Genomic DNA, 22,346 nt, shown 5'->3' with positions numbered 1-22,346 from the left:
ACTCAATTGACAACTCGTTTTACCATCATCTGGATTTTAAGCGTGCTAACCAGCTATATTGGCGACCTTTTTTACCAACATTTGGATTTTAACAATAACAACCAGCTCCATCGTCAACCTCTTTTTCCCGAAATCCTGCTTAATCGAGCGGCTAATCGGCTATATAGGTGTGTCATATGTACTTAACAGCCCTATAATACAAAAACAGCGGGCTTAAGCCCGCTGCTCTACTCACTTCCCTGTAATTAAATCTACTGTTTTTTCCACAACCAGCGAGACTCCTTCTGCCAGATTTTTACCTAATGATGAAAAGAGGTTAAATGCTTTCATTTCTTCAAGTTTTTCCCGCTTTTGTTCCAAATCGTGGCTTGAAATCTCATTCCCTAAAATGGCGGTTTCAAAGCTGCCGTTTCCCTTTTCGTCGATGCTGAACGCACTTTTGAATTCAGGATCTTCGTACCCTTTCATTTTATGGATGCCTTCATTTGCCTGCTGCATGCCGAACAATACGGATATGAACATTAAAGAAGCAAGCATTAAGCTTTTAAGCATAAACATTTTCATCTCAATCACCTAATTGATTTTTTATTGGTTATCAGAAGATTCCTGCGCTGGGGCATCTACTTTTTCCGCCTGCCAGTAGAATTCACTGAACACATCTGCCAGAGCATCGGCGGACCTGTTCAATTCTTCGAATGTGTTGTCCACGCCGCCAAACTCTATTAGCAGTGCATTGCCGGACAAGTCTTGATTGAATTTGCCATTCGTCGAGGCTCCCTTTTTCTCGATGACGCCCCTGCTTAATCCCTTGCCGTACTTTTTATCGAGTAGATTGTGCAGTTCTCGTGCGAGAGCAAGGTTTTTTTCATAATTGGCATTTTCCCCTCCGATAACAAATGCCAGTTTTGCGTATGGCTTACCGTTGATTTGGATCGTCGTTTTGTCTTTTCGATACCCATCCCGGTGGATATCAATAAAGTATTGAAGATTCCGGTCTCCAGCCATCGCCGCTTCCACAACCGGCCGTGATTCCTGATAGGCTTTTCCAAATCCAAGCCCTTTCTTGTTGAGATTGGTAGCCATAACGTCCGTCTTATCTACCGTTGTTCCGATTCCGCGCTGCTCCAGACTTGACTTCAGCTGGTCGCCTATCTTCGTGACATTCACCTGTGAGTGATAGGCTTTATTCGGGTCGGTCACTCCCTTAAGATAAGGAAGATAGGATTCTCTTGTGTGTGTAAAATAAACATAAACAGCTTTTCGGTCTCCAGTGGATAGCGGAGGTGCTTCCGTATCTTCAGGATTCCCCGTATCTAAACCTTCCGTGTTTTGCAGCGCCGCTTCCTGCTCTGCTTTCAATACATCGACAGGAGGAGCGGATTCCATTGGCATGTTCGTATAATTTGTTCCTTCACCTGCGACTAGTATCTTCCCGTCAAAAAGCGAGAAACCCGGTAGTTCCCTGCCAAGCAAGCTCCGTGGATCATCCAGATTGATATTGGTAGTAAGCTTGAACATGATATTTGTGAGCTTCGGTGTCTCATATTCATCCGGGAGCGCCTGGAGGAATTGATGGTTTTCCCAACCCATTAAACTGAAAAGCAGTTGGCCATTCAGATTGTTTGCTGCCTGATTAACGGAATCCGAGGTGATCCTGTATTCAGGCTTTAGCGAAGTCATTGCTCCGCTTATGGAAAAAATCCCAATGAGAAAGAACACAAATGCTAATGCGGCTTTTACTACTTGAGTCCCTTGGACGGCTACAATTATTCCAGATCGTTTATTAAATCTCATTGTTCCACCTCTCTAATGCAAGTCTAGTAAATGTTATGACTTTGCTAGAGAAGATAGAACTTCAAATCTTTCCGTAACGAATTTTAAATAAATCTAATAGAATTTATTTTAATGTGTATACATGCCTGTATTATCCTGGTCCACCTTAGTATGCAGCGCTGAATTAAGACCGCTGGCAATCAGGTTAGCCATATCTTCGATGAACACATCCACTTCTTTAGGAGTGACCATAAGGTTGTGTCCTAAAGGAGATAGAACCTCATAAATAAGCTTCCTCTTTTCTTCATCTTCAAGTGTTCCGATCATTCCAAGGAAGGTTTGGCGATGTTCAGCTTCAGGGAGATCTTCTTCTGTCAGCTTCTTTCTTTTGCCAAAACTCATGCCCGCCGGCACAAGTGACCTCGAAGGCTTATCGCCTTCTCTCATTTCCTTGCCAAAATGCTTCAAAATGAAATCGATCGTATCACTTGTAATTGAAACCGCATCGACTACTGTTGGAACTCCAATCGCTATCACTGGAATACCTAAAGTTTCTTTGCTAATTTCCTTCCTTTTATTCCCTACGCCTGATCCAGGATGGATGCCTGTATCTGAAATCTGGATCGTCGAATTGACTCTTTCTATGGACCGAGAAGCGAGTGCATCAATTGCAATGACAAAGTCAGGCTTCGTTTTCTCCACGACGCCAAAAATAATATCAGAAGTCTCTATCCCCGTTAGCCCCATGACTCCAGGTGAAAGCGCGCTGACAGAACGGTAACCTTCTTCAACATTCTCAGGCTGGAGATCGAACAGATGCTTGGTAACAAGTAAATTTTCACATACAAGCGGCCCTAAAGCATCGGGTGTAACATTCCAGTTCCCCAGACCAACAATAAGGCAGGATGCATCTTCCTTGATGCCAGATTGCTTTATAAAATTGGCAAATTCATTGGCGAATAATTTTTCGACTTTCCCCTGCAGTTCGGTATCCTGCTGGCGAATGCCGACCACTTCGATTGTCAAATAATGCCCCTGTTTTTTGCCAAGGCTCTTTTCACCCTCCGCGGTGACCTCTACTAGAGAAATCTTTATATCATTTTCTTCTTTTTCTTTTATAATCACGCCTTCAATATGGGAGAGATTCTCCTGGGTATGTACGGTAGCTTGCTGGTCTGCCAGCACCATCTCCCTCGCTTCCACAGCCAGGTCAGTCCTGATTGAATACATGCTCAAGTCTACTGGTTCCTTCATTGTCGCATTCCTCCCAAATACAGTTTGGCTGCAATACAGCATACTATTGCCTATCTTTTCCTTTTACATAAAAAAACATTCACGATACACTAGACTTAAATTAGAGCAGAGTATTGCATTATTAACCCCTGTTTGATAAAATATCATTTGTTCTTAATAAATAAGAAATGTACTGGAAATATCGAGTTCCATAAAATCTCGATGCTTTTTTAGGAGGTGAACGGAATGCCAAACATTAAATCTGCAATCAAACGCGTAAAAACTAGTGAAGCGAGCAAAGCTCAAAACATTACTGTGAAATCTTCTATGCGTACAGCAGTTAAAAAAGCAGAAGCAGCAATCGTGAACAATGATACTGAAGCAAAAGTTTCTTTCGCTGAAGCAGCTAGCAAGCTTGACAAAGCAGCAGCTAAAGGTCTTATCCACAAAAACGCAGCTTCCCGCAAAAAAGCTCGTTTAATGAAAAAATTAAACGCTAATGGCTAATTTTAAATGCTAAATGCAAATAAAAAAACGACCTTCTTGGGTCGTTTTTTTATTTGTACATGAAAAATCATTTCCTGCCATTAATCTGGAATAATATCATTTCAATCAACATTTCTTTTTTCATGCCGCCAGTTTTCATTTGATAATCAGCATCAGCTAGAAGTTTCATGATCCTCGTCAATTCCTCATCAGAAAATGCTCCTGCCTGCCCTGCTGCCAATTTTACCCTGAATGGATGGACTTTCAAAGTACCGGCAATCTGCTGCTGGCCATAGCCTTCGCGGGCAAGCTCCTTCACCTGGTAAATCAGCCTGAATTGCCCCGTTATCACAGCAAGAATTTTAATCGGTTCTTCATTTTGTTTTAATAAATCATAATAAATCCTTAAGGCTGACTCAACATTACGGTGGACAACCTTGTCGACCAGAGAGAAAATATTCTGTTCCAACGATCTTGCAGTCAGTCGGTCGACAATTTCCCTGCTGATTGGCTCGTTTTCTCCCGCATAAAGTGCCAGTTTATCTATTTCAGACGTCAACATGAACAAATTCGTCCCTGCAAGCGTCAAGAGAAGCTCAATTGCATCTTGATCTATCACAGCTCCATTGGCTTGAGCGCGTTCTTTTACCCAGGCTTTAGTTTCCGGTTCACTCAGCTTCTTGGCTTCGATGACCGTAGCTTTTCGCTTTAACTCCTTAGTCACTTTCTTTCTTTCGTCCAGTTTCTCGTATGGAGCAGAAAAAACAACGATCGAGTATGGTGCAGGCTGTGAAAGATATTCCTCCAGTTTCGCTAAGTTATGCTCTACCTTAGCTTTTGACTTTTCCGATGTCAAAAATACAGGATTTTGGAGAATGACCAATCGTTTCTCTCCCATGAATGGAAAAGTTTCAGCATCTTCCAGAGCTGCCTCAATTGGTGTTTCTTCTAAATCGTATACCGAATAATTGAAATCTTTCTCTTCATCGTCCAAAACATTGTCCACAAGAAGCTGTTTTGTCTCATTTATTAAAAAAGCTTCGGTTCCATACATTAAATAGACAGGATCCACCTGTTTTTTGCTTATTTTTTTCCAAATGTCCAATACCACTTTTTTTCCGCTCCGTTCAATCCAGTTTCGCCATATATCTATCGTAAAGAAGCTTGGACATTTTGACAAGCATTCTAAGGGAATTGGCCTTCTATCCGGACCAATTCCCCTATTTATATTGAACGCTGAGATGTAAGGCCTAGGATACTTATATCTCAGCGGTGCATCATGGTAAGATTATTTTAGCCGCAGACGGGAAAAGTATTTGTGACAACTCTTGGTACATTGACACACATATAGGAAAGGGGCAGCAAACTCTGTTTGACTTTTCATTTACATCGCTGCGCAGAGAACACTGGATTTTTTAATTTGAATCGCTTATACTATTATAGAATTATTAGGGGGGATTGACTGTGAATCAATTCGAAGAAAATGTCCAAAGCAATCGCAATGACGCTGTTGACTCAGGTGTTGGATTCATCGTTTCTTTTGGATTCTTTGCAACAATGTTCATTATTGCTACAGTCGTGCAGTTAATCGGGAATTAATCACGGCTACATAGGATAAACTTTGGAGACTGCATTTGAAAAAATGCAGTCTCTTCTCATGTTCTTGTGATTTTCAGGGGAGAGAACTAATCGTTCTTGCTTTATACTATGGGAGTTGTTTCGTAAACGTTCCTGATTTGTCTTTAAACTTGTAACTGATTGCGCCCTGTTCATCCGTCCTGAAAATCTGCATTCCACGTTCTTCTAACCTTTTGATGACATCTTCGCCGGGATAGCCATACCGGTTATTTTTACCTACAGAAATGACTGCATAATCTGCGTTTGTTCTTTCCAGGAAAAGTTCTGAACTTGAGTATTTGCTGCCATGATGTCCTATTTTTAAAACATCTATGTCAATGTCCTTTATCTTCCTAGCCATAGAATTTTCTCCTTCGAGACCCAGGTCACCTGTAAAAAGCCACTTTTTTCCGCCAATAGCTGCGAGCAGCACAATCGACTGATCGTTTCGCTCCCCAACATTTTCACTAGGATTTAGAATTAAAAAGTCTCCTCCAGCCGCTTCCCACCCAGTGCCTATACCAGCTGCATAAACGTCTGCTCCCTTCTCATAAGCACTGTCCATGATCTCTTGCTCCAATACTGACCTCTCTTCGACACGCGGGACTATCAGCTGTTTTACGCGTATTTCCTCCAACAAAGCAGCAGCTCCCCCTATATGATCCGCGTCCCCATGAGTCAAGATCAATTTATCCACTGTCCTGATCCCTTCACTTTTTAAAAACGGAACGACGATTCTCATCCCGGGATCATAAGGAGTGCCTCTCTGCTGCCATTTTTCTTTTTCGAAACGCATGACACCTCCTGTATCAATAAGATAATTGCCCTGATTATACGGCAGCCTGATGAAGATGCTGTCACCCTGCCCGACATCCAGGAAGGTGATTTGCCCATAAGGACTTAAATAGGGCAGTAGTATTTGCAGTAATAGAGGAAGTAACGGCAAGGTAAAAAGTGATAGAGGAGGTTTTACCTTTTTAAAAATAAATCCCTCCCACCTGAATAAAAATAGTGGAATCAAAATGACCTGTACGATCAGCAAAAATGGCTCAAGCTTACCAATAATGATTGTCGAAATTGGAAGCTCAGAAAGTTTCATGGCGGAAAGGTTTACATGGTGTACGAGGTACTCGAGAAGGGACAAATAGATGGAAGGTAATGCTCCCATAAGAATCAAAACCACATAGGAAATCAACAAAAGGGGGAGCAATACAAAAGAGAAAAGCGGTACGAACAAGAGATTTGCGAAAATCGAAATTGCAGAGACTTCATAGAAAGTAGTAAGGATGACAGGGAGGCTTGAGAGCTGGGCTATAAAAGAGGCTGCAGCAGTCTGGTTTACAAACGAAGTAAAACTTTTAAGTATAACCGGTGCTGAAATGACCAGGGAGAAGCTGACCGAAAATGAAAGTTGGAACCCTGTATCAAATATGATACTCGGCTGGATCAGTGCCATTAGCATAAAGGCTGCTGAAACTGCGTCAAGCGGCGTCAGGCGGAGCGATATACGCCTTGAGCCAATCAATATGACAAGCATCGCTGCAGCTCTGACAACTGGAGGAGATAACCCAGTGATTACTGCGTAAACAGGCAGGTAGGCCATTAGCAAGATTTCGGTTTTTTCCTTCGTCACTCCCATCCTTATACAAAGAAAATATATCATACCTGTAAGCAACCCTACATGAAGGTCAGATATTGCCAGCAAATGGACAATTCCTATTTTCTGATAAGATCGTTCTGTTTCCGGATTAAAGAGTTTTCTATCTCCAAATATAAGTGCTGCAGCAAGTGCTGAGGTTTCCTCTGGAAAAGTGTCTTTGATCCTGGCAATTTCGTTATGCCTGAAGGCTTTTAATGCAGATAAAATCCCCTCGGATTGTTGATAACATGTTTCCACAGACAGTTTGTCGACATCAAAGCTCCAGAAAATATCGTTCCGTTGAAGATAATCTTTGTAATCGAATGCATTGGGATTTCTGGCAGGAGATGGACGATTGAGGGCCCCGGACGCTGCACAAGCCATTCCAGGAGTGAGAAGCGTTTGAATAACTTGTTTTTCGGTATTTGATTTGATTCTGTATTTAACAAGCAGTTCTTCGTTAGTAGGCAATGCTTTTCCATGAGCAAACAGCAAGTCACCGTCCAGTTGGATTTCATCGTAGAATAAGATCAGGAAATTTTTTTCATTGCCTGTAAAGACGGATTCAGAACGTGAATCTGAAACACCAGCAATCATAAAAATGAGGTAACAAGCCGCCATAAGTACGAGAGTGGAAGCGGGGAATTTCTTCCGTTTTTTTAACAAAATCAGGGTAAGGAAGAACATTCCCCCGTATATGAACTTATTTTCGGTTATGGTCAAAAGACCGAGTAAGGAGACAGCTGCCAGGTAAAACAGCTGCCCTTTAAGTCGATTTTGCAACATATTCTCTTTTCCTTAATTAGTTATTTAGATAAGTGCACAACCTCAACATCCCTTAAGAAAAGTTCATTGTATTTGTTAGGATAGGCACTGAGGTATACGATTCTTGTAATCCCTGACTGCGCGAGTGTCTTGGAGCATTTTTCACAAGGCTCGTGGGTTACAAAGGCTGTTGCCCCTTTCAGAAGCCCTCTGTCGGCATGGAGGACTGCATTCTCCTCTGCATGCAAGGTTCTGATACATCTTCCCTGCTCGTTTATCAGGCAGCCGACATCCTCACAGTGGTCATGACCATGTATTGACCCGTTGTAACCGGTTGATACAATGTGCTTGTCCTTTACAATGACACAGCCTACATGCAGCCTTGGACAGGTAGAACGTGTGCCAACTTCTTCAGCGATATCCAGAAAGTATTCATCCCAACTCTTTCGATCCATGCTGTAATCCCCCTTTAATAGCTCAAAAATGTACAGGTATTTTAAATAAACCCTTGCCATGTCTCTAATTTTAATACTTATCATCAAAGAGTCAATTTCAATGCAGCTATTTTACAGAAATCAAGTCTTTTAATTTTTCGAAAGTTTTATCACCAATTCCGCTGATTTCTTTTAAATCTTCGATTGATTTATACGGACCGTTCTTTTCGCGGTATTCAATAATGGCCTCTGCTTTTGCAGGCCCCTATCCCTGGCAATGTCTGCAGCTCACTGGACCCGGCAGAGTTCAGGTTCACCGTCCCCTTCCCTGCTGTCTCCCCGGCCTGTACAGGAAGGACAGCATTAACTTCCTCGCCGATATGCGGTACGTATATGGCCATTTCATCCTGAACATATAACGCAAAATTAATGGCAGCCGTATCGGCGTCCTCCTTAAGCCCTCCCGCCAGTTCAATTAGGTCAACCACCCTTCCACCCTCATTTATTTCGTAAACGCCAGGGTTTACGACTGCGCCCTTGATGTCAGCCATCATGACCAATACCACTTCATCAACTTTCGTTTCTTCTTTTTCATCACTGTATGTTTCGACATCTGCAACCTTAGCTAAAGTTCCTTCATTCATTTCGGTCAAATCATCTTTATGACCGAACGATGAATAAAGAAAAAATAATACAGCCGTTATTCCTGCAATAACATAAATTTTATTTTCTCTGATCCAGTCCACAAAGTGTCAACACCTTTCTAAATGTCATAAACTAAAACTTGAAATCATATGGATATAGGAGAATAAATGTACGAAGGAGGGAAGGGTTATGAAAATAGGGATTATAGGCACAGGGAATATGGGGAGAATTCTCGCCGAAGCTCTCATTGATGGGAATGCCGTTTCCCCTTCTTCAATGATGATTACAAATAGGACATTATCAAAAGCTTTAGAGATTCAAAAAATATATCCAGGCTTATCAGTTGGAAAAAGTGCAGCAGAAGTCGCTGAAAACGCGGATGCTATTTTCGTATGCGTGAAGCCCCATCATGTTTTGGGAGTCCTCGAGGCCATCAATCCTGTGCTCACAAGGGATAAATGTGTAATTTCGATAACAAGTCCTATTAGTGCAGGGCAAATCGAAAGCAAAGTGAATTGTTCTGTCATGAGGATCATTCCTAGCATTACAAACAGAGCGCTTGCAGGGGTATCACTCTTCTCGTTTGGAACTCGATGCACTACGGAATGGAGGGAGGCACTGTTTACCCTCTTTAAAAAGGTATCTGTTCCACTGGAGATCGAGGAGAATATCACAAGGGTGGCATCAGATATTGTCAGCTGCGGTCCAGCTTTCTTCAGTCACCTTGTCCAGAGCTTTATCAACGGAGCTGTCAAAGCAACGGAAATTGACCCTGAAACTGCCACCAAACTTTCAAGTGAAATGCTAATTGGTCTAGGAGAATTATTGAGCCAAAATCATTATACACTACAAACTTTACAGGAAAAGGTTTGTGTTAAAGGCGGTATAACAGGAGAAGGAATCAAGGTTCTTGAAAGTGAAACAGGAGATATGTTTGAAAAATTGTTTCAGGCCACACATAATAAATTCGCCAAGGAAGTTGAAAAAACCGAAGAACAATTCCGTCCTTAAAGATTTCCCTATCGGTCTTCTTAATCCTTCTTTATAAATGTGACAAATTTAGTACAAGAAAGGCTCCCGAGGAATCGGGAGCCTTTCTTATTCACTTCTTTATCATAGCAAAAAACAATCGCTCAGCTTTTGGCACTGGGGGATTCAAGGTGTAGTCCCCGGTTACCTCAATATTTGCAAAGCCTTCCTGCTCTAACCATTTTACATAGGATTGTTCGGGATATGTACGCTGGTAATGCAATTCATCGACTCGGTCATACTTTCCTGATTCTCCATCGAGAACGAAAAATGTAAGCTCATGTTCAACACTGTGAACGCCTTCCCCCTTGAAGCTATTCCAAATATAAGTGATTTCATCATCATCCCAAGTAAATGTTGCGTCAGAGAAAATATGATCCATTTTATAGACAGAATGGACATCAAACAGGAATAAGCCCCCTTTTTTCAATAGGCGGGACACTCCCTGGAATGCCAGGCGGACTGCCTGTTCATCCTCCAAGTAATTCAAGGAATCACAGAAGATGCCAACGATATCGAATTCACCTAAATCATCAAGCTCGGTCATGTCCTGCTGAAAAAATTGGATTGGCAACGATAGCGCCTGAGCTTTCGACTGGGCTACTGAGAGCATATCTGTTGATAAATCCGCGCCAGTCACATCAAAGCCTTTTTGAGCAAATCTTACAGATAGCTCCCCTGTCCCACATGCAAGGTCGAGGAGCTTCATTCCGTTCACTTGATATTTCTCTTTGTATGCCTCTACAATCGAAACCCAGTTATCATAGGGAACATCCTGCATGAGCTCATCATACAAATAAGCGAACCTTTCGTAAGACATTAATTTAGCTCACTTTGTACGTTTTCGATTGGAGCATCTCCCCATAGGCGCTCAAGGTTATAGTAGCTTCGCTCTTCTTTGTGGAAGACATGGACAACGACATCACCGATATCGATCAGCACCCATCTTGCTTCGTCAAAACCTTCCATCCTCTTAAGATTATGTCCCTGCTCTTCTGCTTTTTCCCTGATTTCACGAGCAATAGCCTGAACCTGCTTATCAGAATTCCCGTGGCAGATGACAAAGTAATCGGCAATCAATGAGATGCCTTTCATGTTCAGTACCATAATATCCTCTGCTCTTTTATCGTCTGCTGCTTTTACCGCTGTCATTAATAATTCGCGCTCACTCATTAAGTCAACCTCCTGAATTTTGTACGATGCTGTTGTATGCATTAAATGTATCTGGAAAGACCGGCTGGTTTTTCTTCATCAAAAATTGAATTGTATTTTTCATTGATTGAATCAATGCTTTGTCCAAATCATACTCTGCCAGTTCCCTGACTTCATCAACTCCTGGAAAATGGCGGCCTGGCTCAATATAATCAGCCAGATAGATGACTTTATCAAGAAGTGTCATGCCGATCCTTCCTGAAGTGTGGTAACGGATTGCATCAAGAATTTCCCTATCCTCGATTCCCGCTTCCTTTTCGGCAAGGAACGCCCCGACTGGCGCATGCCAGAGCTCGCTGTTAAACTCGAGCAGGATTGCAGGCATTTTTTGTTCCTCAATGATTTCTCTCATTTCTTCCTTCGGGCGGAATTTAGCATAATCATGAAAAATAGCAGCCAGTTCCGCTTTTTTAATATCTGCCCCATATTTCCCGGCCAGCTTGACGGCTGTCTCCATCACGCCAATAGTATGCTGATAGCGGTGTTCAGTTAATTGTGGCTTCACGACCTGAAGTGCCTGTTCACGCTCCATATAAACCATGCTCCTCTATATAAACCCTAACAGGATCGGGAAGCAGATAGCGTATGCTCCGACTGTCCCTCACTCTGTCTCTTATCATACTTGAAGAGATGTCCATTTGCGGTGTCTCTGCATAAAGAATATCATAAGGTGAATCAGTACTGTATGATGGCCTGCTGACACCCACAAACTTGACCATTTTCAATAATTCATCTATTTTATGCCATTTCGGCAGATATTCAACCATATCACCACCAATGATAAAGTGGAAATCGGTTTCTTTATACATATCTTTTAATATTTTCATCGTTTCATACGTATAAGATGGACCGCTTCTCTCGAGCTCTGCTTTCTCAATCCTGAATTGCTCGTTATCAGCAATAGCAAGCTCGAGCATAGCCAGCCTGTCTGATTGGCTGATGGGCTCATCTACTGTTTTGTGCGGCGGCACCTGATTTGGCATGAACCAAATCTCATCCAGCCCAAAAGCATGAAGCACTTCATTCGCAATAACTAAATGTCCGGTATGCGGCGGGTTGAAGGTTCCGCCTAAAATGCCAACTTTTTTCAAACAGGCACCTCCCAGTATTTATCTTGGAAGAACGATTTGCTTATTTTCACGGGACTCTTTATATAACACAATCGTATTACCGATAACCTGAACTAGCTCTGCTTTTGCACCGCGAGACAGCTGGTCAGCCACAGTATCCCTATCTTCATCACAGTTCTGCAGAATGCTGACCTTAATCAACTCTCTAGCCTCCAGCACATCTGCGATTTGCTTGATCATATTTTCATTTACCCCACCTTTTCCCACTTGAAAAATCGGAGAAAGATGATGGGCTTTCGATCTTAAAAAACGTTTCTGCTTACCTGTTAACATATGTTAGCCTCCTAAATTTCTTAAAACATTCATTTCCATTCTATCAACATCAGGAAAAATCCCTGTCCATATCTCAAAAGCAAGCGCTCCCTGGAACACAAACATACCTAATCCATTCTGGACTGCAGCTCCCATCCTCGAAGCTTCTTTTAAAAACTTTGTTTGCAATGGATTATAAATTATATCACTAACTATCGTATTTTGGCTTATGTTTTCAGGAGAAAGCGGCAAACTTTCTGTGTCTGGCACCATACCAATGGAAGTTGTCTGTATGATCAGCTGATATTCTGCAAGTAACTTTACAGCCTCTTCCCGGCCTAAAACCTTTGATTTCACTTTGAAAGGACACGAGTTTACAAGCTCTTCAGCTTTTTCAGGAGTGCGATTATACAAGTCAATTCGCTCGATCCCAGCCTGTGCCATCGAAAAGTAAATGGCTCTTGAAGCACCACCTGCACCAATAATCAAAGCTGATCTTGAACCAAGATCAGCAGCCATATATTCAAGCCCTTTAACAAAACCAGGACCATCAGTATTATAGCCTACCAGTAGGCCATTTTCATTTTTGACTGTGTTGACCGCTCCTATTGCCCTTGCCAACGGATCGACTTTATCCAGGTGAGCGATGATATCCGTTTTATGCGGAATGGTTACATTAAATCCACTTACACCCAGCGCTTTCAAGCCTTTCACGGCATCCGCAAGATCCCCTCTACTCACACGGAAAGGCAAATAAACTGCATCTATTCCATAAAAATCAAATAAATCATTGTGCATGGCAGGAGACATCGAATGTGCGATAGGTTCTCCGATAACGCCGAACAATTTTTTCATTCCGCCTCCCACCCTTTCTCTTTATATCTGCCAAACAACGAATTCTAAATAAGTGACCTTCTCAGCATAACATGAACGCCTTTAGGAACATGCGCCGCGATTTTTGCTCCCGCCTCATTGACCGTTACCCAGCCGAGTCCTGAAAACACAACATCGGTTTTGGCTTCCTTAATTGTGAACTCATGTCGGACCAATTCAGGGAATTCATCCATCTGCTCACGCCGCGGAGGTGTCAGAAGCTCACCTGCATGATTCTTATACAGTTCATCCGCATTATCAAGCTTTGTTCGATGAATGTTGATTTCATTCGGCACATAGCATGAAAAAGACCTTCTTCCACCTGATATATAATCGAAACGAGCCAGCCCGCCGAAAAACAGCGTCTGTTCTTCGTTTAATTGATACACCTTAGGCTTGATTTCTTTTTTAGGGGTGATGAATTTCAAATCACGCTTATCCACATAGTGGGCCATCTGATGATGGTTGATGATCCCTGGTGTATCAACAATCGCTTTACCGTCCTCAAGCGGTATTTCTATCATATCAAGTGTAGTTCCAGGAAAGTGAGAGGTAGTGATCACATCGCCTTCCCCTGTCACTTCCTTGATAATTCTATTGATAAAAGTGGATTTCCCTACATTTGTACAGCCTACAATATAAACGTCCTTGCCATTGCGATATTCATCAATTGCCGCAGCTGCTTCCCGGATATTTAATCCTTTCGCAGCACTGACTAGGGATACATCAATTGGATTCAGTCCCAAATCCCTGGATTCCTTCTTCATCCAGTCGATCAGCTTTCGCTGCTTGACCGATTTAGGAACAAGATCCGCTTTATTGCCAATCAATAATACTGGATTCTTTCCCGCAAAACGCTGAATCCCTGGCAGCCAGCTGCCATTGAAGTCAAATATATCAACAATCTTAACAATCAGGGCATCCTTGTTGCTAAGTTCATTTAAAATTTTTAAGAAGTCGTCATCCGTCAGGCTGACATCCTGAATCTCATTATAGTTTTTTAAACGGAAGCACCTCTGGCATACCACAACTTCTTTTTCTAATGAAGAGGCGGGAGCATACCCTAATTCCTCTGGATTTTCCGTCTGGATTTTTACACCACAGCCTGTACAGTTAAATTGCTCACTCAAATCTTAGTCCTCCCAATTCATCTTTCCATGTTTCCTGAACCAATTCAAAATTCTTCTTTCTACTCTCCTGTTGAATCTAGTAACAAACCCATCCGTCTGGGCAACTGGAACGACGAGGATCGTATGGAAGCCGCCCCTGTTGCCTCCTAGGACATCAGTCAACAGCTGGTCACCAATCACGACCGTCTCTTCCTTCCGGAGCCCCATTTGTTTTACAGCTTTATGGAAGGCACGGCTCATCGGTTTTCTGGCTTGAAATATAAAAGGTATATGAAGGGGATCCGAAAAGGATTTAACCCTCTTCTCATTATTATTAGAAACAATGGTTACTAGTATTTCGTTTTTCCTCATATTATCAAACCACTCGATCAGCTTTGGCGTCGCAAGCAGCCGGTCCCACTCAACGAGTGTGTTATCAAGATCTGTTATGATGCCCTTCACACCTTTGTCCTTTAGGCTTTCGGGGGTGATTTCAAATATACTTTTCACATGCTGATCCGGCAAAAAATGCTTTAGCAATTTCATTACACCTCATTAATTAAATTCCTATCATACCGTTAACATCATACCCAATTTTATCCTCGTATTCAAAACAAACATTTAAATGGCCAGGAAATAATGAAATATACACGATAACGGTCGACAAAAACAACATTTATTCGCTTAGCTTCAACTTTTTTTAAAATAATCCAAAAAACTTTTCGACAAAATCCAACGATTTCCAATCCTGTGGATAACCTTATTCACATAACACACATTGATTTTATTAATAATTTCCCATTTATAAACAAATTAATCACAGGTTATCCACTGCCAATTGTGGATAATTAGAACAGTTGTTCTCCGTGATTCATTCTGCTAGAGTAAGGATAGAACGAAATAACTTACAATTATATGCAATTAGCATCTGTTTTAGAAGATCCTTTTGGGGGTGAATGACTGGAATGCGTAAACTGTCGGACGAGCTGTTGGTCGAGTCTTATTTTAAAGCAAGAGAGTTGAATTTAAGCTATGAGTTTATTCGTTTGATTGAAACGGAAATCCACCGGCGTTCATTATCTAACCGAATTAAAGCTACATCCTGACAGCCCCCTAAAAGGGCTTTTTTTTTGCACCAAGAGCTTCATAAACCTGTGCCCTTCAGTCTTCAGCCTTGTCCAATAAGCGTCCCGATTTTTTCTCCATACTTAATATGATGTGGAGGAGCTATTTCAGGCATCAGGTTAATCGTACCTTTTTCGAACAGCAATACCACAGTCGAACCGAAGGTGAAGTATGCCATTTGGTCACCTTTCTGCAGCTTCGATCCATCATGTGTTGTTTCAATCGAATTAACAAACATAGCCCCTACTTTAATAACAGCTGTCATGCCAGCATTATGCCTGATTTCAGTAATCTTCCGGTAGTTTTTTGACAACGGGTAGTTCCCATATTTCAATCCCATTTTATTTACAGGGTATGACTTTCCTCCCAAAGTCCATTGATTGGTTACCTTTCCAGTTACCGGGCTGTGGATTTGATGGTAATGGCTTGGACTCAGGTAAAAGATCATATAAGTACCCTGGTCGTACCTGACCATGGCTTCATCACTTCCAAGCATCTCAGAAATAGAATAAACCTTTCCCTTTACCAGTATTGTTTTATCAGCCTCGATTTGTCCAACCTCTTCGATTACTGAATCTACTGGACTAACCACTGACAAAGGATCCTCATCTATTTTCCTTGCGCCATCTTTTAGGTTCCTGATGAAAAATTGATGAAGGTTTTCATACTCCCCGATTGGCTTCTCCATTTCCTCCTGGTTGATGTTATACGTTTTAGCAAATGAAGGAACAATTCTTCTGCTGCTATTTGATTTTGCGAATTTATGCAAAATGGCAGAAGTCCACTTCCCATTTGTCAATTCTATAAGCATTCGATATATAGATTGGAACAATGCTCTTCCCTCCGATTATTATTCAAGTGTTTGCATAGCTTAATTTTTATTTCGCGATGATTAATCTAAAATTTCAAAAACTACTAAAAGAAATCTTTACGAAATAGCATAATCAGCTTAGAATTATATATTATTATATAATAACCCAATGTGCTAGTTCCCTTTTCTGATTAGGCTATTTTCGTAAGGGTAGTTGTTAAAATCTAAAGCAGATTTTAACGTTATATAAAGCCGTATTGCTGGTCGATATTAAGTGTGTATGCTCTTTTCTCATTAGAAAGAGTCAAGTGTTGAAAGAAAAAAGGTTATTAAATCTTATTTTGTATTCAATATCAACAAGGTTTGAGAAAAGAGCCTCTGATTATGAGGAGTGAAATGATATGTTTCTGCATGATGTAGTGGACTCAACAGTCAAGAAAGTAAAATCCCAGACAGCCAATCTTCTGACATTGGCGAATCTTAGTTTAGGTGGATTCGCGATTATCGTTGCCATCCACGGAAATCTGAACTTAAGCCTCCTTTTGATTTTCATTGCTGCCCTTGCTGACCGATTTGACGGCATGGTAGCCAGAAAACTTCATATTGAGTCAGAACTTGGAAAGCAGCTGGATTCCATGAGTGATATTATATTATTTGGAGTTGCACCTGCATTATTAATCTATCAGGGAATTTTATCCGATTTTGGCGCTCCTGGAGCATTCTTCATCGTATTCTATATTGGCTGCGGGGCCTTCCGCCTTGCACGATTCAATATTACAGAGAATACAGGGTATTTCACAGGAATGCCGATTACTGCAGCAGGCGTGCTGGCAACGCTTAGCTTCTTGGCTATTCCTCACCTTCCGCCTCAGACATTCCTATTCATTATGATGGCTCTCAGCCTGTTGATGATCAGTCCCTTCAAGCTGAGAAAAATGTAAAAACCCAGCTTCATGGCTGGGTTTTTGTATATTTTAGAGATTATAAACCTGTCTAATTCTCTTAAATAGTCGAAAACTGGTTTTTCCTCTCTGACAAGCTGATTACTCCTCGGTCAAAGCGATAAATTCCTCGACATCCTCCACGCACATGCGGACAGCTTTTTCCCAGAAATCCTTTTGCGTTAGGTCGACGTTCAGATGCTTTTGGGCGAGGTCCTCGACTGTCATAGATGCTGAGTCCTTCAATAGGGCAATATATTTCTCTTCATACCCCTTGCCTTCTTCCTGTGCTAACGCATAAATCCCAAGAGAGAATAAATAGCCGAAAGTATAAGGGAAGTTATAGAAAGGTACTCCTGTGATGAAGAAGTGAAGCTTTGAAGCCCAGAATAAAGGATGGTACTCTTCCAGTGCACCGCCATATGCTTCTGACTGTGCCTTCTTCATTAATTCACCCAGTCTTTCTGTGGTGACAACACCCTCTTTGCGCTCTTCATAGAATTTCGTTTCAAACAGGAACCTCGAATGAATATTCATCAGAAGCGCTACCGACCGCTGAATTTTATCTTCCAACAGACTGAGTTTCTCTTCTTTTGTTTTCGCGTTCTTGACGGAAGCATCGGAAACAATCATTTCAGCGAAAGTAGAGGACGTTTCAGCAACATTCATTGCATAATTGCGATTAAGCAAGTGTAAATCGCGCATTGCATAGGTATGGAAACCATGTCCAAGCTCATGTGCAAGTGTAGATACATTGGAAGGAGTGCCTGAGTAGGTCATGAAAATCCGAGATTGGCTGCTTTCCGGGAAGAATGTGTGGAAACCTCCTGGAGCTTTACCAGGACGATCTTCCGCTTCAATCCAATTGTTTTCAAACGCCATCCTTGCAAAGTCAGCATTCTCCTTGCCAAACCTTTCAAAATTATCGACGATAAAATCTGCACCTTCCTGATAGGACATTTTCGATTCCGTACTGCCTATCGGTGCATCTAAGTCGTACCAGCTCAGCTTTTCCAGCCCAAGAAGCTTTGATTTGCGATGCAGGAACTGAACAAATGGCTCCTTATTGTCGGAAATGACCTCCCACATGGCTTCAAGCGTTTCTTTTTTCATTCGGTTAATGTCAAGGGGCTCTTTCAATACATCCTCCCAGCCACGAAGTTTATAGACATTCAAGCGAAAGCCTGCAAGATGATTAAGCGTCTTCGCGAAGGCTTCCTCATTCTCTCCCCATGCTTTTTCCCATTGAGCAAACACTTCTTTCCGGACGGACCGATCAGGATTGGAAAGCTTATTGGCTGCCTGTCCCACTGAAAGGCTTTCCCCATTAAAGTTGATTTTCGTGTTTCCTACAAGAAGGTCGTACATCTGGCCCCAGCCATGATAGCCGTCCACACTCAATGCATTGATGACCGATTCTTCTTTTCCGGAAAGCCTTTCCGCTGCCCGTTCGCGACGTTCTGTAAGCACAAAGCGCAGCTCCTGTAAAAGCCCATGCTGAACAAGCTCACTCCAGACAGAATCCGAAAAACTGGATAACTTCTTGTCAAATATCGTAAGTGCTGTCTGTAAGGACGCACTAAGTTCCGTAACAGCTGCTTTTAATTGTCCGGCCTTCTTATCGTTTGTATTTTGAGCATCCAGACAGCTGACAAAAGCTCCTGCCTGCCTTACCTTCCTTGCCGCTTTATCAAACATTGCAACGAGGCCCTCCAGCCTGGACCCTTCGCTTTCATGGTCAGCAGGCTGCCAGCTTTCAACTTCCTTTTTGAATTGCTCTATTTCCGCTCCTGCAGCCTTCAGGTGTGCAGCAAATTCCGGCGAAGCACTTCCTCCTTCAAAAAATACGTCTAAGTCCCAGACTTCCGAGTATGTATTGGTCATTGAATTGATCCCCCTTTTTTCTACTATATTATTATAATGTTATTTTTCTAAAATTTCTATTTTTTCAATGATTATCTAAAAAGATGTAACTAAAAGTTATGAAGGGGAAAATTCTGGACGTAAAAAGGTTTATCCCATTCTTAGGGATAAACCTCTTTCCCTTCTAGCAGTAAAAATACCACCATCCGCCAAAAATCAGGACGATTACGAGCAGGATGATGAACAGTGCAAACCATACACCACTTCCTCCGTAATAACCCGGATAACCGCCATAGGGTGCACCGTATGGTGGATAGTAACCGTAAGGCATACTTTCACACTCCTTTTCTGTATCCTATTATTATTTTATGGGATTCTGTCCATTTTGGTTTGGGCTTTTTGCGAACCTTTAAAAAAATCACAGGGCTTTACAGGGTCAACATGATAAATGAAAGACATCAAAAGTGCACGGTTTTTCCAAACTTTTCGTGTAAGATAAACTCAAGAATATTTTTCAAGGGGGTTTTTTATATAGCCACGATTTTGTTAGTAGATGATGAAACGCGCATGCTTGATTTGCTTGCTCTGTATTTAACACCAGCAGGATTCACTTGCATGAAAAAAACTTCCGGCAATGAGGCCATAAGCTTCCTGGAGGACAACCATGCTGATCTCGTGTTGCTCGATGTTATGATGCCCGAGATGGATGGCTGGGAGACATGCACTGAAATCCGCAGGCATTGGAAGGATATACCCGTCATCATGCTTACTGCCAGGAGTGAGAAGCCAGACGTTGTCAGAGGGTTGAAAATAGGAGCTGATGATTATATAACCAAGCCTTTTGATGAAGGTGAATTAATTGCAAGAATCGAAGCAGTACTTAGGAGACACTCTGTCAAAAGCCCACTGGTCGATTTCAATGGCTTGAAACTTAACACGGAATCCTATGATGTACAGTATAATGACATTCTCATTCCTCTTACGCCTAAGGAGTTTGCCTTGCTGAGCCTATTTTTGCAAAACATTAATAAGGTTTTCACAAGGGAACACTTAATTTCAACCATTTGGGGATACGGTGTCGATACCGAAGACCGTACAATAGATTCACATGTAAGGAACCTTAGAGATAAACTTCGTAAATCAGGTTTTGCTGTGGACGAATTTTTGTCTACTGTTTGGGGCGTGGGCTATAAATGGATGAATTAGTGTTTGCATTTTGATCTAAAAGGTTTCATTCATAATCCTTTGGTTAAAAAGAATTAATAGTGACGTTAACTATGGTTAGGAGGATTATAGAATGGAAACTTTATACGATCGTCTCGGCGGACAAGATGCCATTTCAAAAGTGGTCGATGTTTTTTACGAAAAGGTATTGGCGGATGAAACAGTCAATAAGTTCTTTGAAGAAACGGATATGGAAAAACAGCGCAGACACCAATCATTGTTTATCAGCTGGGCATTGGGCGGACCTAATCAGTATTCCGGAAGAAGCATGGAGCTCGCGCATAAAGGCATGAACCTGAATGATGAGCACTTCGGCGCCATAGCCAATCACCTTGCTGCCAGCCTGAGGGAATTCAATGTATCTGAAGATGATATCAATCAAGTATTGGAGAAACTGACAGGCATGAAGAATGATATTCTATATAAATGAAGCTAAGGAGAGGGAAAATTCCCTCTCCTTTTATTTGTTCAACTGTTTCGGCAGATTTTGCAGGAAGGAGATCATTAATGTCATGCCTTCTCTTGTTTCTTTCTGAGTGACAGCCTTCATCAACTGCATGGATGATAACGGCTCTTTATCCTTTGTTTCCTCTTGAGCATTATGGAACGCAGTTAGCATACCTTCTACCAGATCAATGGCACCCAGCTGAACGAACGAATCTGCTATTTCTACACCTTTGATTGCTTTCTCAGCCATATCCGTAACCATCGGTCCAGTCATGGCACCCTTCATAGCCGCTGCCATATCTGCAAGCTGCATCAAGGATTTCAATACACCAGTTTCTTCCATGCGTTTTACTTCCATTAAAGTACGCTCGAGGTTCTCAGCCACCTCAGGAAGGACTTTTAATAAAGAAAGCGTTTCAGGCTGAAGCAAATCATCAGCCATCTCAACCATCTTTACGCCTGTCTCGGCGATCGTCGAGACCATTTCCCCGGTTACAGCATTCATGGCTGCATCGGTGAAGCTGACAAGTTTATGTTGAGCATTCTGCTCCGCTTGAGGTGTTTCTGTAGCCATCTCAACCACCCCTTCTATAAAATCCCTTTGGCATTTAACCAGTAAAGCTCATTGTATACTGCTTTGAACCAATGCAGCAGATCAGAAGTTTCTGCTGGCTGCGGAGGGTTGTTGTAGTCAAATGTAATCATGCTCGCATCTTCAAGGCTGTTCTCAAGGAAGCAAGCTACCTTACCATTGTATACAGCTGTTTCCGGGCGACCAGTCAATCTGCTGATGATATTTGCCACAAGTGATTCAGATTGGTAGTGTGCAGTTGAACCAGCTTTGCTGATTGGAAGGTTCGTAGCGTCACCAATGACGTATACATCATCCTGGTCAATCATTTTCAATGTTGTACGGTTTGTTGGAATAAAGCCGGACTCATCTCCAATACCAGAATCCAATACTGCTTTTGCGCCAGTATGGGCTGGGATCGTAATCAGCATGTCATAATGGTGTTCCGAACCATCCATTGTGATGGCCACTTTGCGCTTCGGATCCACTTCTTCAAGATTGAAGAATGTTTCGTATTTGATATCGCGCTTTTCAAACTGCGGAAGTGCCCATTCTGCAACTGGAACCAATGAATGGATTCGTCCGATAGGATAAGAATATTTGATTTCAATATCCTTGCGTCGGCCATTCTTCCGATAGTAGTCATCAAGCATCAATGCCAGTTCAAGCGGAGCAGCAGGACATTTATGCGGCACGTCAATCGTGATCAGGATTTTCCCTTTTTCCATCGCTGCAAGATCATCGCGCAGGCGTTCTGCGCCATCAAGCGTATAGAAATTATGCGCTCCTTCTCTTAAGCCGGGTACACTGTCAAGGTCTGGATGTGATCCAGTCGCGACAACAAGATAGTCATATTGATACTGCTTCTTTCCTTTGACCATTTTCTTCTCGACATCGATTTTCTCTACATCATCATATACAAGGTTTACATGTCGATGAACAAGTGCTTCCTGTTTTCTGATGAAGTGCTCAGATGGCTTTTCATTGAAAGCGATGAATAAGTATCCTGGCTGGTAGATATGCTTTTCAGTATTGGAAATCAAAGTGACTTCGACTTCACGCTTCTTGATTTCATCTCCAAGCTGGCGGGCTAATCTGTTTGCGACCATTGTTCCCGCGCTGCCGGCACCAAGAATAACAATTTTCTTTGTCATTTGGTCCACACCT

The 22,346-nt window shown here is 42.0% G+C and carries 28 protein-coding genes; 7 read left to right on the top strand and 21 right to left on the bottom strand.

Going from position 1 to position 22,346, the window contains the following annotated elements; translation table 11 throughout:
• Window positions 1–231 precede the first annotated feature (231 nt).
• From LC048_RS04965 to gpr, 3 genes are all read right to left on the bottom strand, one after another.
• Window positions 232–564 carry a YqxA family protein gene (locus LC048_RS04965; RefSeq protein WP_226607025.1) on the bottom strand — a complete coding sequence of 111 codons (333 nt, stop codon included), beginning with the start codon at window positions 562–564 and terminating at the stop codon, window positions 232–234.
• 21 nt (window positions 565–585) lie between these two features.
• The gene (gene spoIIP / locus LC048_RS04960) at window positions 586–1,794 is read right to left on the bottom strand and encodes a stage II sporulation protein P (protein ID WP_306049592.1); all 1,209 of its coding nucleotides are present in this window, start codon (window positions 1,792–1,794) and stop codon (window positions 586–588) included.
• Window positions 1,795–1,902: 108 nt separating this feature from the next.
• Entirely contained in the window at window positions 1,903–3,027 is a 1,125-nt protein-coding gene (gene gpr / locus LC048_RS04955) for a GPR endopeptidase (protein WP_226607020.1), read from the bottom strand.
• Window positions 3,028–3,252: 225 nt separating this feature from the next.
• On the opposite strand from gpr, the gene rpsT reads away from it, so the two are divergent.
• On the top strand, window positions 3,253–3,513 hold the full coding sequence (rpsT, locus tag LC048_RS04950) for a 30S ribosomal protein S20 (RefSeq protein ID WP_035209610.1): 261 nt from the start codon (window positions 3,253–3,255) through the stop codon (window positions 3,511–3,513).
• 67 nt (window positions 3,514–3,580) lie between these two features.
• Here the strand turns inward: rpsT and holA are convergent, their stop codons facing one another.
• Complete coding sequence (holA, locus tag LC048_RS04945; protein WP_226607017.1) at window positions 3,581–4,603, bottom strand: DNA polymerase III subunit delta; 1,023 nt, start codon at window positions 4,601–4,603, stop codon at window positions 3,581–3,583.
• Between the two features lie 353 nt (window positions 4,604–4,956).
• On the opposite strand from holA, the gene LC048_RS04940 reads away from it, so the two are divergent.
• Window positions 4,957–5,091, top strand: a complete 135-nt coding sequence (locus tag LC048_RS04940) for a YqzM family protein (protein ID WP_226607016.1) — start codon at window positions 4,957–4,959, stop codon at window positions 5,089–5,091.
• Between the two features lie 106 nt (window positions 5,092–5,197).
• On the opposite strand, the gene LC048_RS04935 is transcribed toward LC048_RS04940, so the two are convergent.
• The 4 genes from LC048_RS04935 to LC048_RS04920 all read right to left on the bottom strand — a co-directional run bounded on the left by LC048_RS04935 (window position 5,198) and on the right by LC048_RS04920 (window position 8,693).
• Complete coding sequence (locus tag LC048_RS04935; protein ID WP_306049589.1) at window positions 5,198–7,534, bottom strand: DNA internalization-related competence protein ComEC/Rec2; 2,337 nt, start codon at window positions 7,532–7,534, stop codon at window positions 5,198–5,200.
• Between the two features lie 20 nt (window positions 7,535–7,554).
• Window positions 7,555–7,968 (bottom strand): deoxycytidylate deaminase, encoded by a 414-nt coding sequence (locus LC048_RS04930; RefSeq protein ID WP_226607012.1) that lies wholly within the window; start codon window positions 7,966–7,968, stop codon window positions 7,555–7,557.
• Window positions 7,969–8,074: 106 nt separating this feature from the next.
• Window positions 8,075–8,152: a ComEA family DNA-binding protein gene (locus LC048_RS04925; RefSeq protein ID WP_306050442.1), complete on the bottom strand. Its 78-nt coding sequence runs from the start codon at window positions 8,150–8,152 to the stop codon at window positions 8,075–8,077.
• Between the two features lie 31 nt (window positions 8,153–8,183).
• Entirely contained in the window at window positions 8,184–8,693 is a 510-nt protein-coding gene (locus LC048_RS04920) for an SLBB domain-containing protein (protein WP_306049587.1), read from the bottom strand.
• A gap of 88 nt (window positions 8,694–8,781) precedes the next feature.
• Here LC048_RS04920 and comER point away from each other — a divergent pair, with 88 nt between their 5' ends.
• The gene (gene comER / locus LC048_RS04915; RefSeq protein ID WP_226607009.1) at window positions 8,782–9,603 is read left to right on the top strand and encodes a late competence protein ComER; all 822 of its coding nucleotides are present in this window, start codon (window positions 8,782–8,784) and stop codon (window positions 9,601–9,603) included.
• A 91-nt stretch (window positions 9,604–9,694) separates the two neighbouring features.
• On the opposite strand, the gene LC048_RS04910 is transcribed toward comER, so the two are convergent.
• The 8 genes from LC048_RS04910 to LC048_RS04875 are packed head-to-tail and all read right to left on the bottom strand — an operon-like array spanning window position 9,695 to window position 14,737.
• Window positions 9,695–10,441: a class I SAM-dependent DNA methyltransferase gene (locus LC048_RS04910; RefSeq protein WP_226607007.1), complete on the bottom strand. Its 747-nt coding sequence runs from the start codon at window positions 10,439–10,441 to the stop codon at window positions 9,695–9,697.
• A complete protein-coding gene (gene rsfS, locus LC048_RS04905) occupies window positions 10,441–10,794 on the bottom strand; it encodes a ribosome silencing factor (protein ID WP_226607004.1) in 354 nt (117 codons plus the stop codon). The genes LC048_RS04910 and rsfS overlap by 1 nt, the downstream gene beginning before the upstream one ends.
• Before the next feature lie 4 nt (window positions 10,795–10,798).
• A complete protein-coding gene (gene yqeK / locus LC048_RS04900; RefSeq protein ID WP_226607001.1) occupies window positions 10,799–11,365 on the bottom strand; it encodes a bis(5'-nucleosyl)-tetraphosphatase (symmetrical) YqeK in 567 nt (188 codons plus the stop codon).
• Window positions 11,355–11,924 (bottom strand): nicotinate-nucleotide adenylyltransferase, encoded by a 570-nt coding sequence (locus LC048_RS04895; protein WP_226606999.1) that lies wholly within the window; start codon window positions 11,922–11,924, stop codon window positions 11,355–11,357. Before LC048_RS04895 ends, yqeK begins: the two co-directional genes overlap by 11 nt.
• 18 nt (window positions 11,925–11,942) lie before the next feature.
• A complete protein-coding gene (gene yhbY, locus LC048_RS04890; protein ID WP_226606997.1) occupies window positions 11,943–12,236 on the bottom strand; it encodes a ribosome assembly RNA-binding protein YhbY in 294 nt (97 codons plus the stop codon).
• Between the two features lie 3 nt (window positions 12,237–12,239).
• A complete protein-coding gene (gene aroE, locus LC048_RS04885; protein ID WP_226606994.1) occupies window positions 12,240–13,070 on the bottom strand; it encodes a shikimate dehydrogenase in 831 nt (276 codons plus the stop codon).
• 44 nt (window positions 13,071–13,114) lie between these two features.
• Window positions 13,115–14,218 (bottom strand): ribosome biogenesis GTPase YqeH, encoded by a 1,104-nt coding sequence (gene yqeH / locus LC048_RS04880; protein ID WP_226606992.1) that lies wholly within the window; start codon window positions 14,216–14,218, stop codon window positions 13,115–13,117.
• Between the two features lie 3 nt (window positions 14,219–14,221).
• A complete protein-coding gene (locus LC048_RS04875) occupies window positions 14,222–14,737 on the bottom strand; it encodes a YqeG family HAD IIIA-type phosphatase (protein WP_306049582.1) in 516 nt (171 codons plus the stop codon).
• Window positions 14,738–15,162: 425 nt separating this feature from the next.
• On the opposite strand from LC048_RS04875, the gene LC048_RS04870 reads away from it, so the two are divergent.
• The gene (locus LC048_RS04870; RefSeq protein ID WP_226606987.1) at window positions 15,163–15,303 is read left to right on the top strand and encodes a sporulation histidine kinase inhibitor Sda; all 141 of its coding nucleotides are present in this window, start codon (window positions 15,163–15,165) and stop codon (window positions 15,301–15,303) included.
• 62 nt (window positions 15,304–15,365) lie between these two features.
• Here LC048_RS04870 and LC048_RS04865 read toward each other — a convergent pair whose 3' ends face one another.
• Window positions 15,366–16,154: a phosphatidylserine decarboxylase gene (locus LC048_RS04865; protein WP_226606985.1), complete on the bottom strand. Its 789-nt coding sequence runs from the start codon at window positions 16,152–16,154 to the stop codon at window positions 15,366–15,368.
• A 380-nt stretch (window positions 16,155–16,534) separates the two neighbouring features.
• Between LC048_RS04865 and pssA the strand changes: the two genes are divergently transcribed.
• A complete protein-coding gene (gene pssA / locus LC048_RS04860; protein ID WP_226606983.1) occupies window positions 16,535–17,074 on the top strand; it encodes a CDP-diacylglycerol--serine O-phosphatidyltransferase in 540 nt (179 codons plus the stop codon).
• Between the two features lie 102 nt (window positions 17,075–17,176).
• Here pssA and LC048_RS04855 read toward each other — a convergent pair whose 3' ends face one another.
• Together LC048_RS04855 and LC048_RS04850 are read right to left on the bottom strand one after the other, a co-directional pair.
• On the bottom strand, window positions 17,177–18,958 hold the full coding sequence (locus LC048_RS04855) for a M3 family oligoendopeptidase (protein WP_306049580.1): 1,782 nt from the start codon (window positions 18,956–18,958) through the stop codon (window positions 17,177–17,179).
• 163 nt (window positions 18,959–19,121) lie between these two features.
• Window positions 19,122–19,268, bottom strand: coding sequence for a hypothetical protein (locus LC048_RS04850; RefSeq protein ID WP_226606979.1), 147 nt, complete (start codon window positions 19,266–19,268; stop codon window positions 19,122–19,124).
• A gap of 200 nt (window positions 19,269–19,468) precedes the next feature.
• Between LC048_RS04850 and LC048_RS04845 the strand changes: the two genes are divergently transcribed.
• A complete protein-coding gene (locus LC048_RS04845; RefSeq protein WP_226606977.1) occupies window positions 19,469–20,143 on the top strand; it encodes a response regulator transcription factor in 675 nt (224 codons plus the stop codon).
• Window positions 20,144–20,234: 91 nt separating this feature from the next.
• Entirely contained in the window at window positions 20,235–20,591 is a 357-nt protein-coding gene (locus tag LC048_RS04840) for a group I truncated hemoglobin (RefSeq protein ID WP_226606975.1), read from the top strand.
• 30 nt (window positions 20,592–20,621) lie between these two features.
• Here LC048_RS04840 and LC048_RS04835 read toward each other — a convergent pair whose 3' ends face one another.
• Together LC048_RS04835 and LC048_RS04830 are read right to left on the bottom strand one after the other, a co-directional pair.
• Window positions 20,622–21,182, bottom strand: coding sequence for a helical membrane plugin domain-containing protein (locus tag LC048_RS04835; protein WP_226606973.1), 561 nt, complete (start codon window positions 21,180–21,182; stop codon window positions 20,622–20,624).
• A gap of 14 nt (window positions 21,183–21,196) precedes the next feature.
• Window positions 21,197–22,333, bottom strand: coding sequence for an NAD(P)/FAD-dependent oxidoreductase (locus LC048_RS04830; RefSeq protein WP_306049578.1), 1,137 nt, complete (start codon window positions 22,331–22,333; stop codon window positions 21,197–21,199).
• Window positions 22,334–22,346: the final 13 nt, after the last annotated feature.

Source organism: Mesobacillus subterraneus (genome assembly GCF_020524355.2).
Classification (GTDB): Bacteria; Bacillota; Bacilli; order Bacillales; family Cytobacillaceae; genus Mesobacillus; species Mesobacillus subterraneus_C.
Note: the sequence above shows the minus strand (reverse complement) of the source record. Positions and strands in the feature narration are given on the sequence as shown.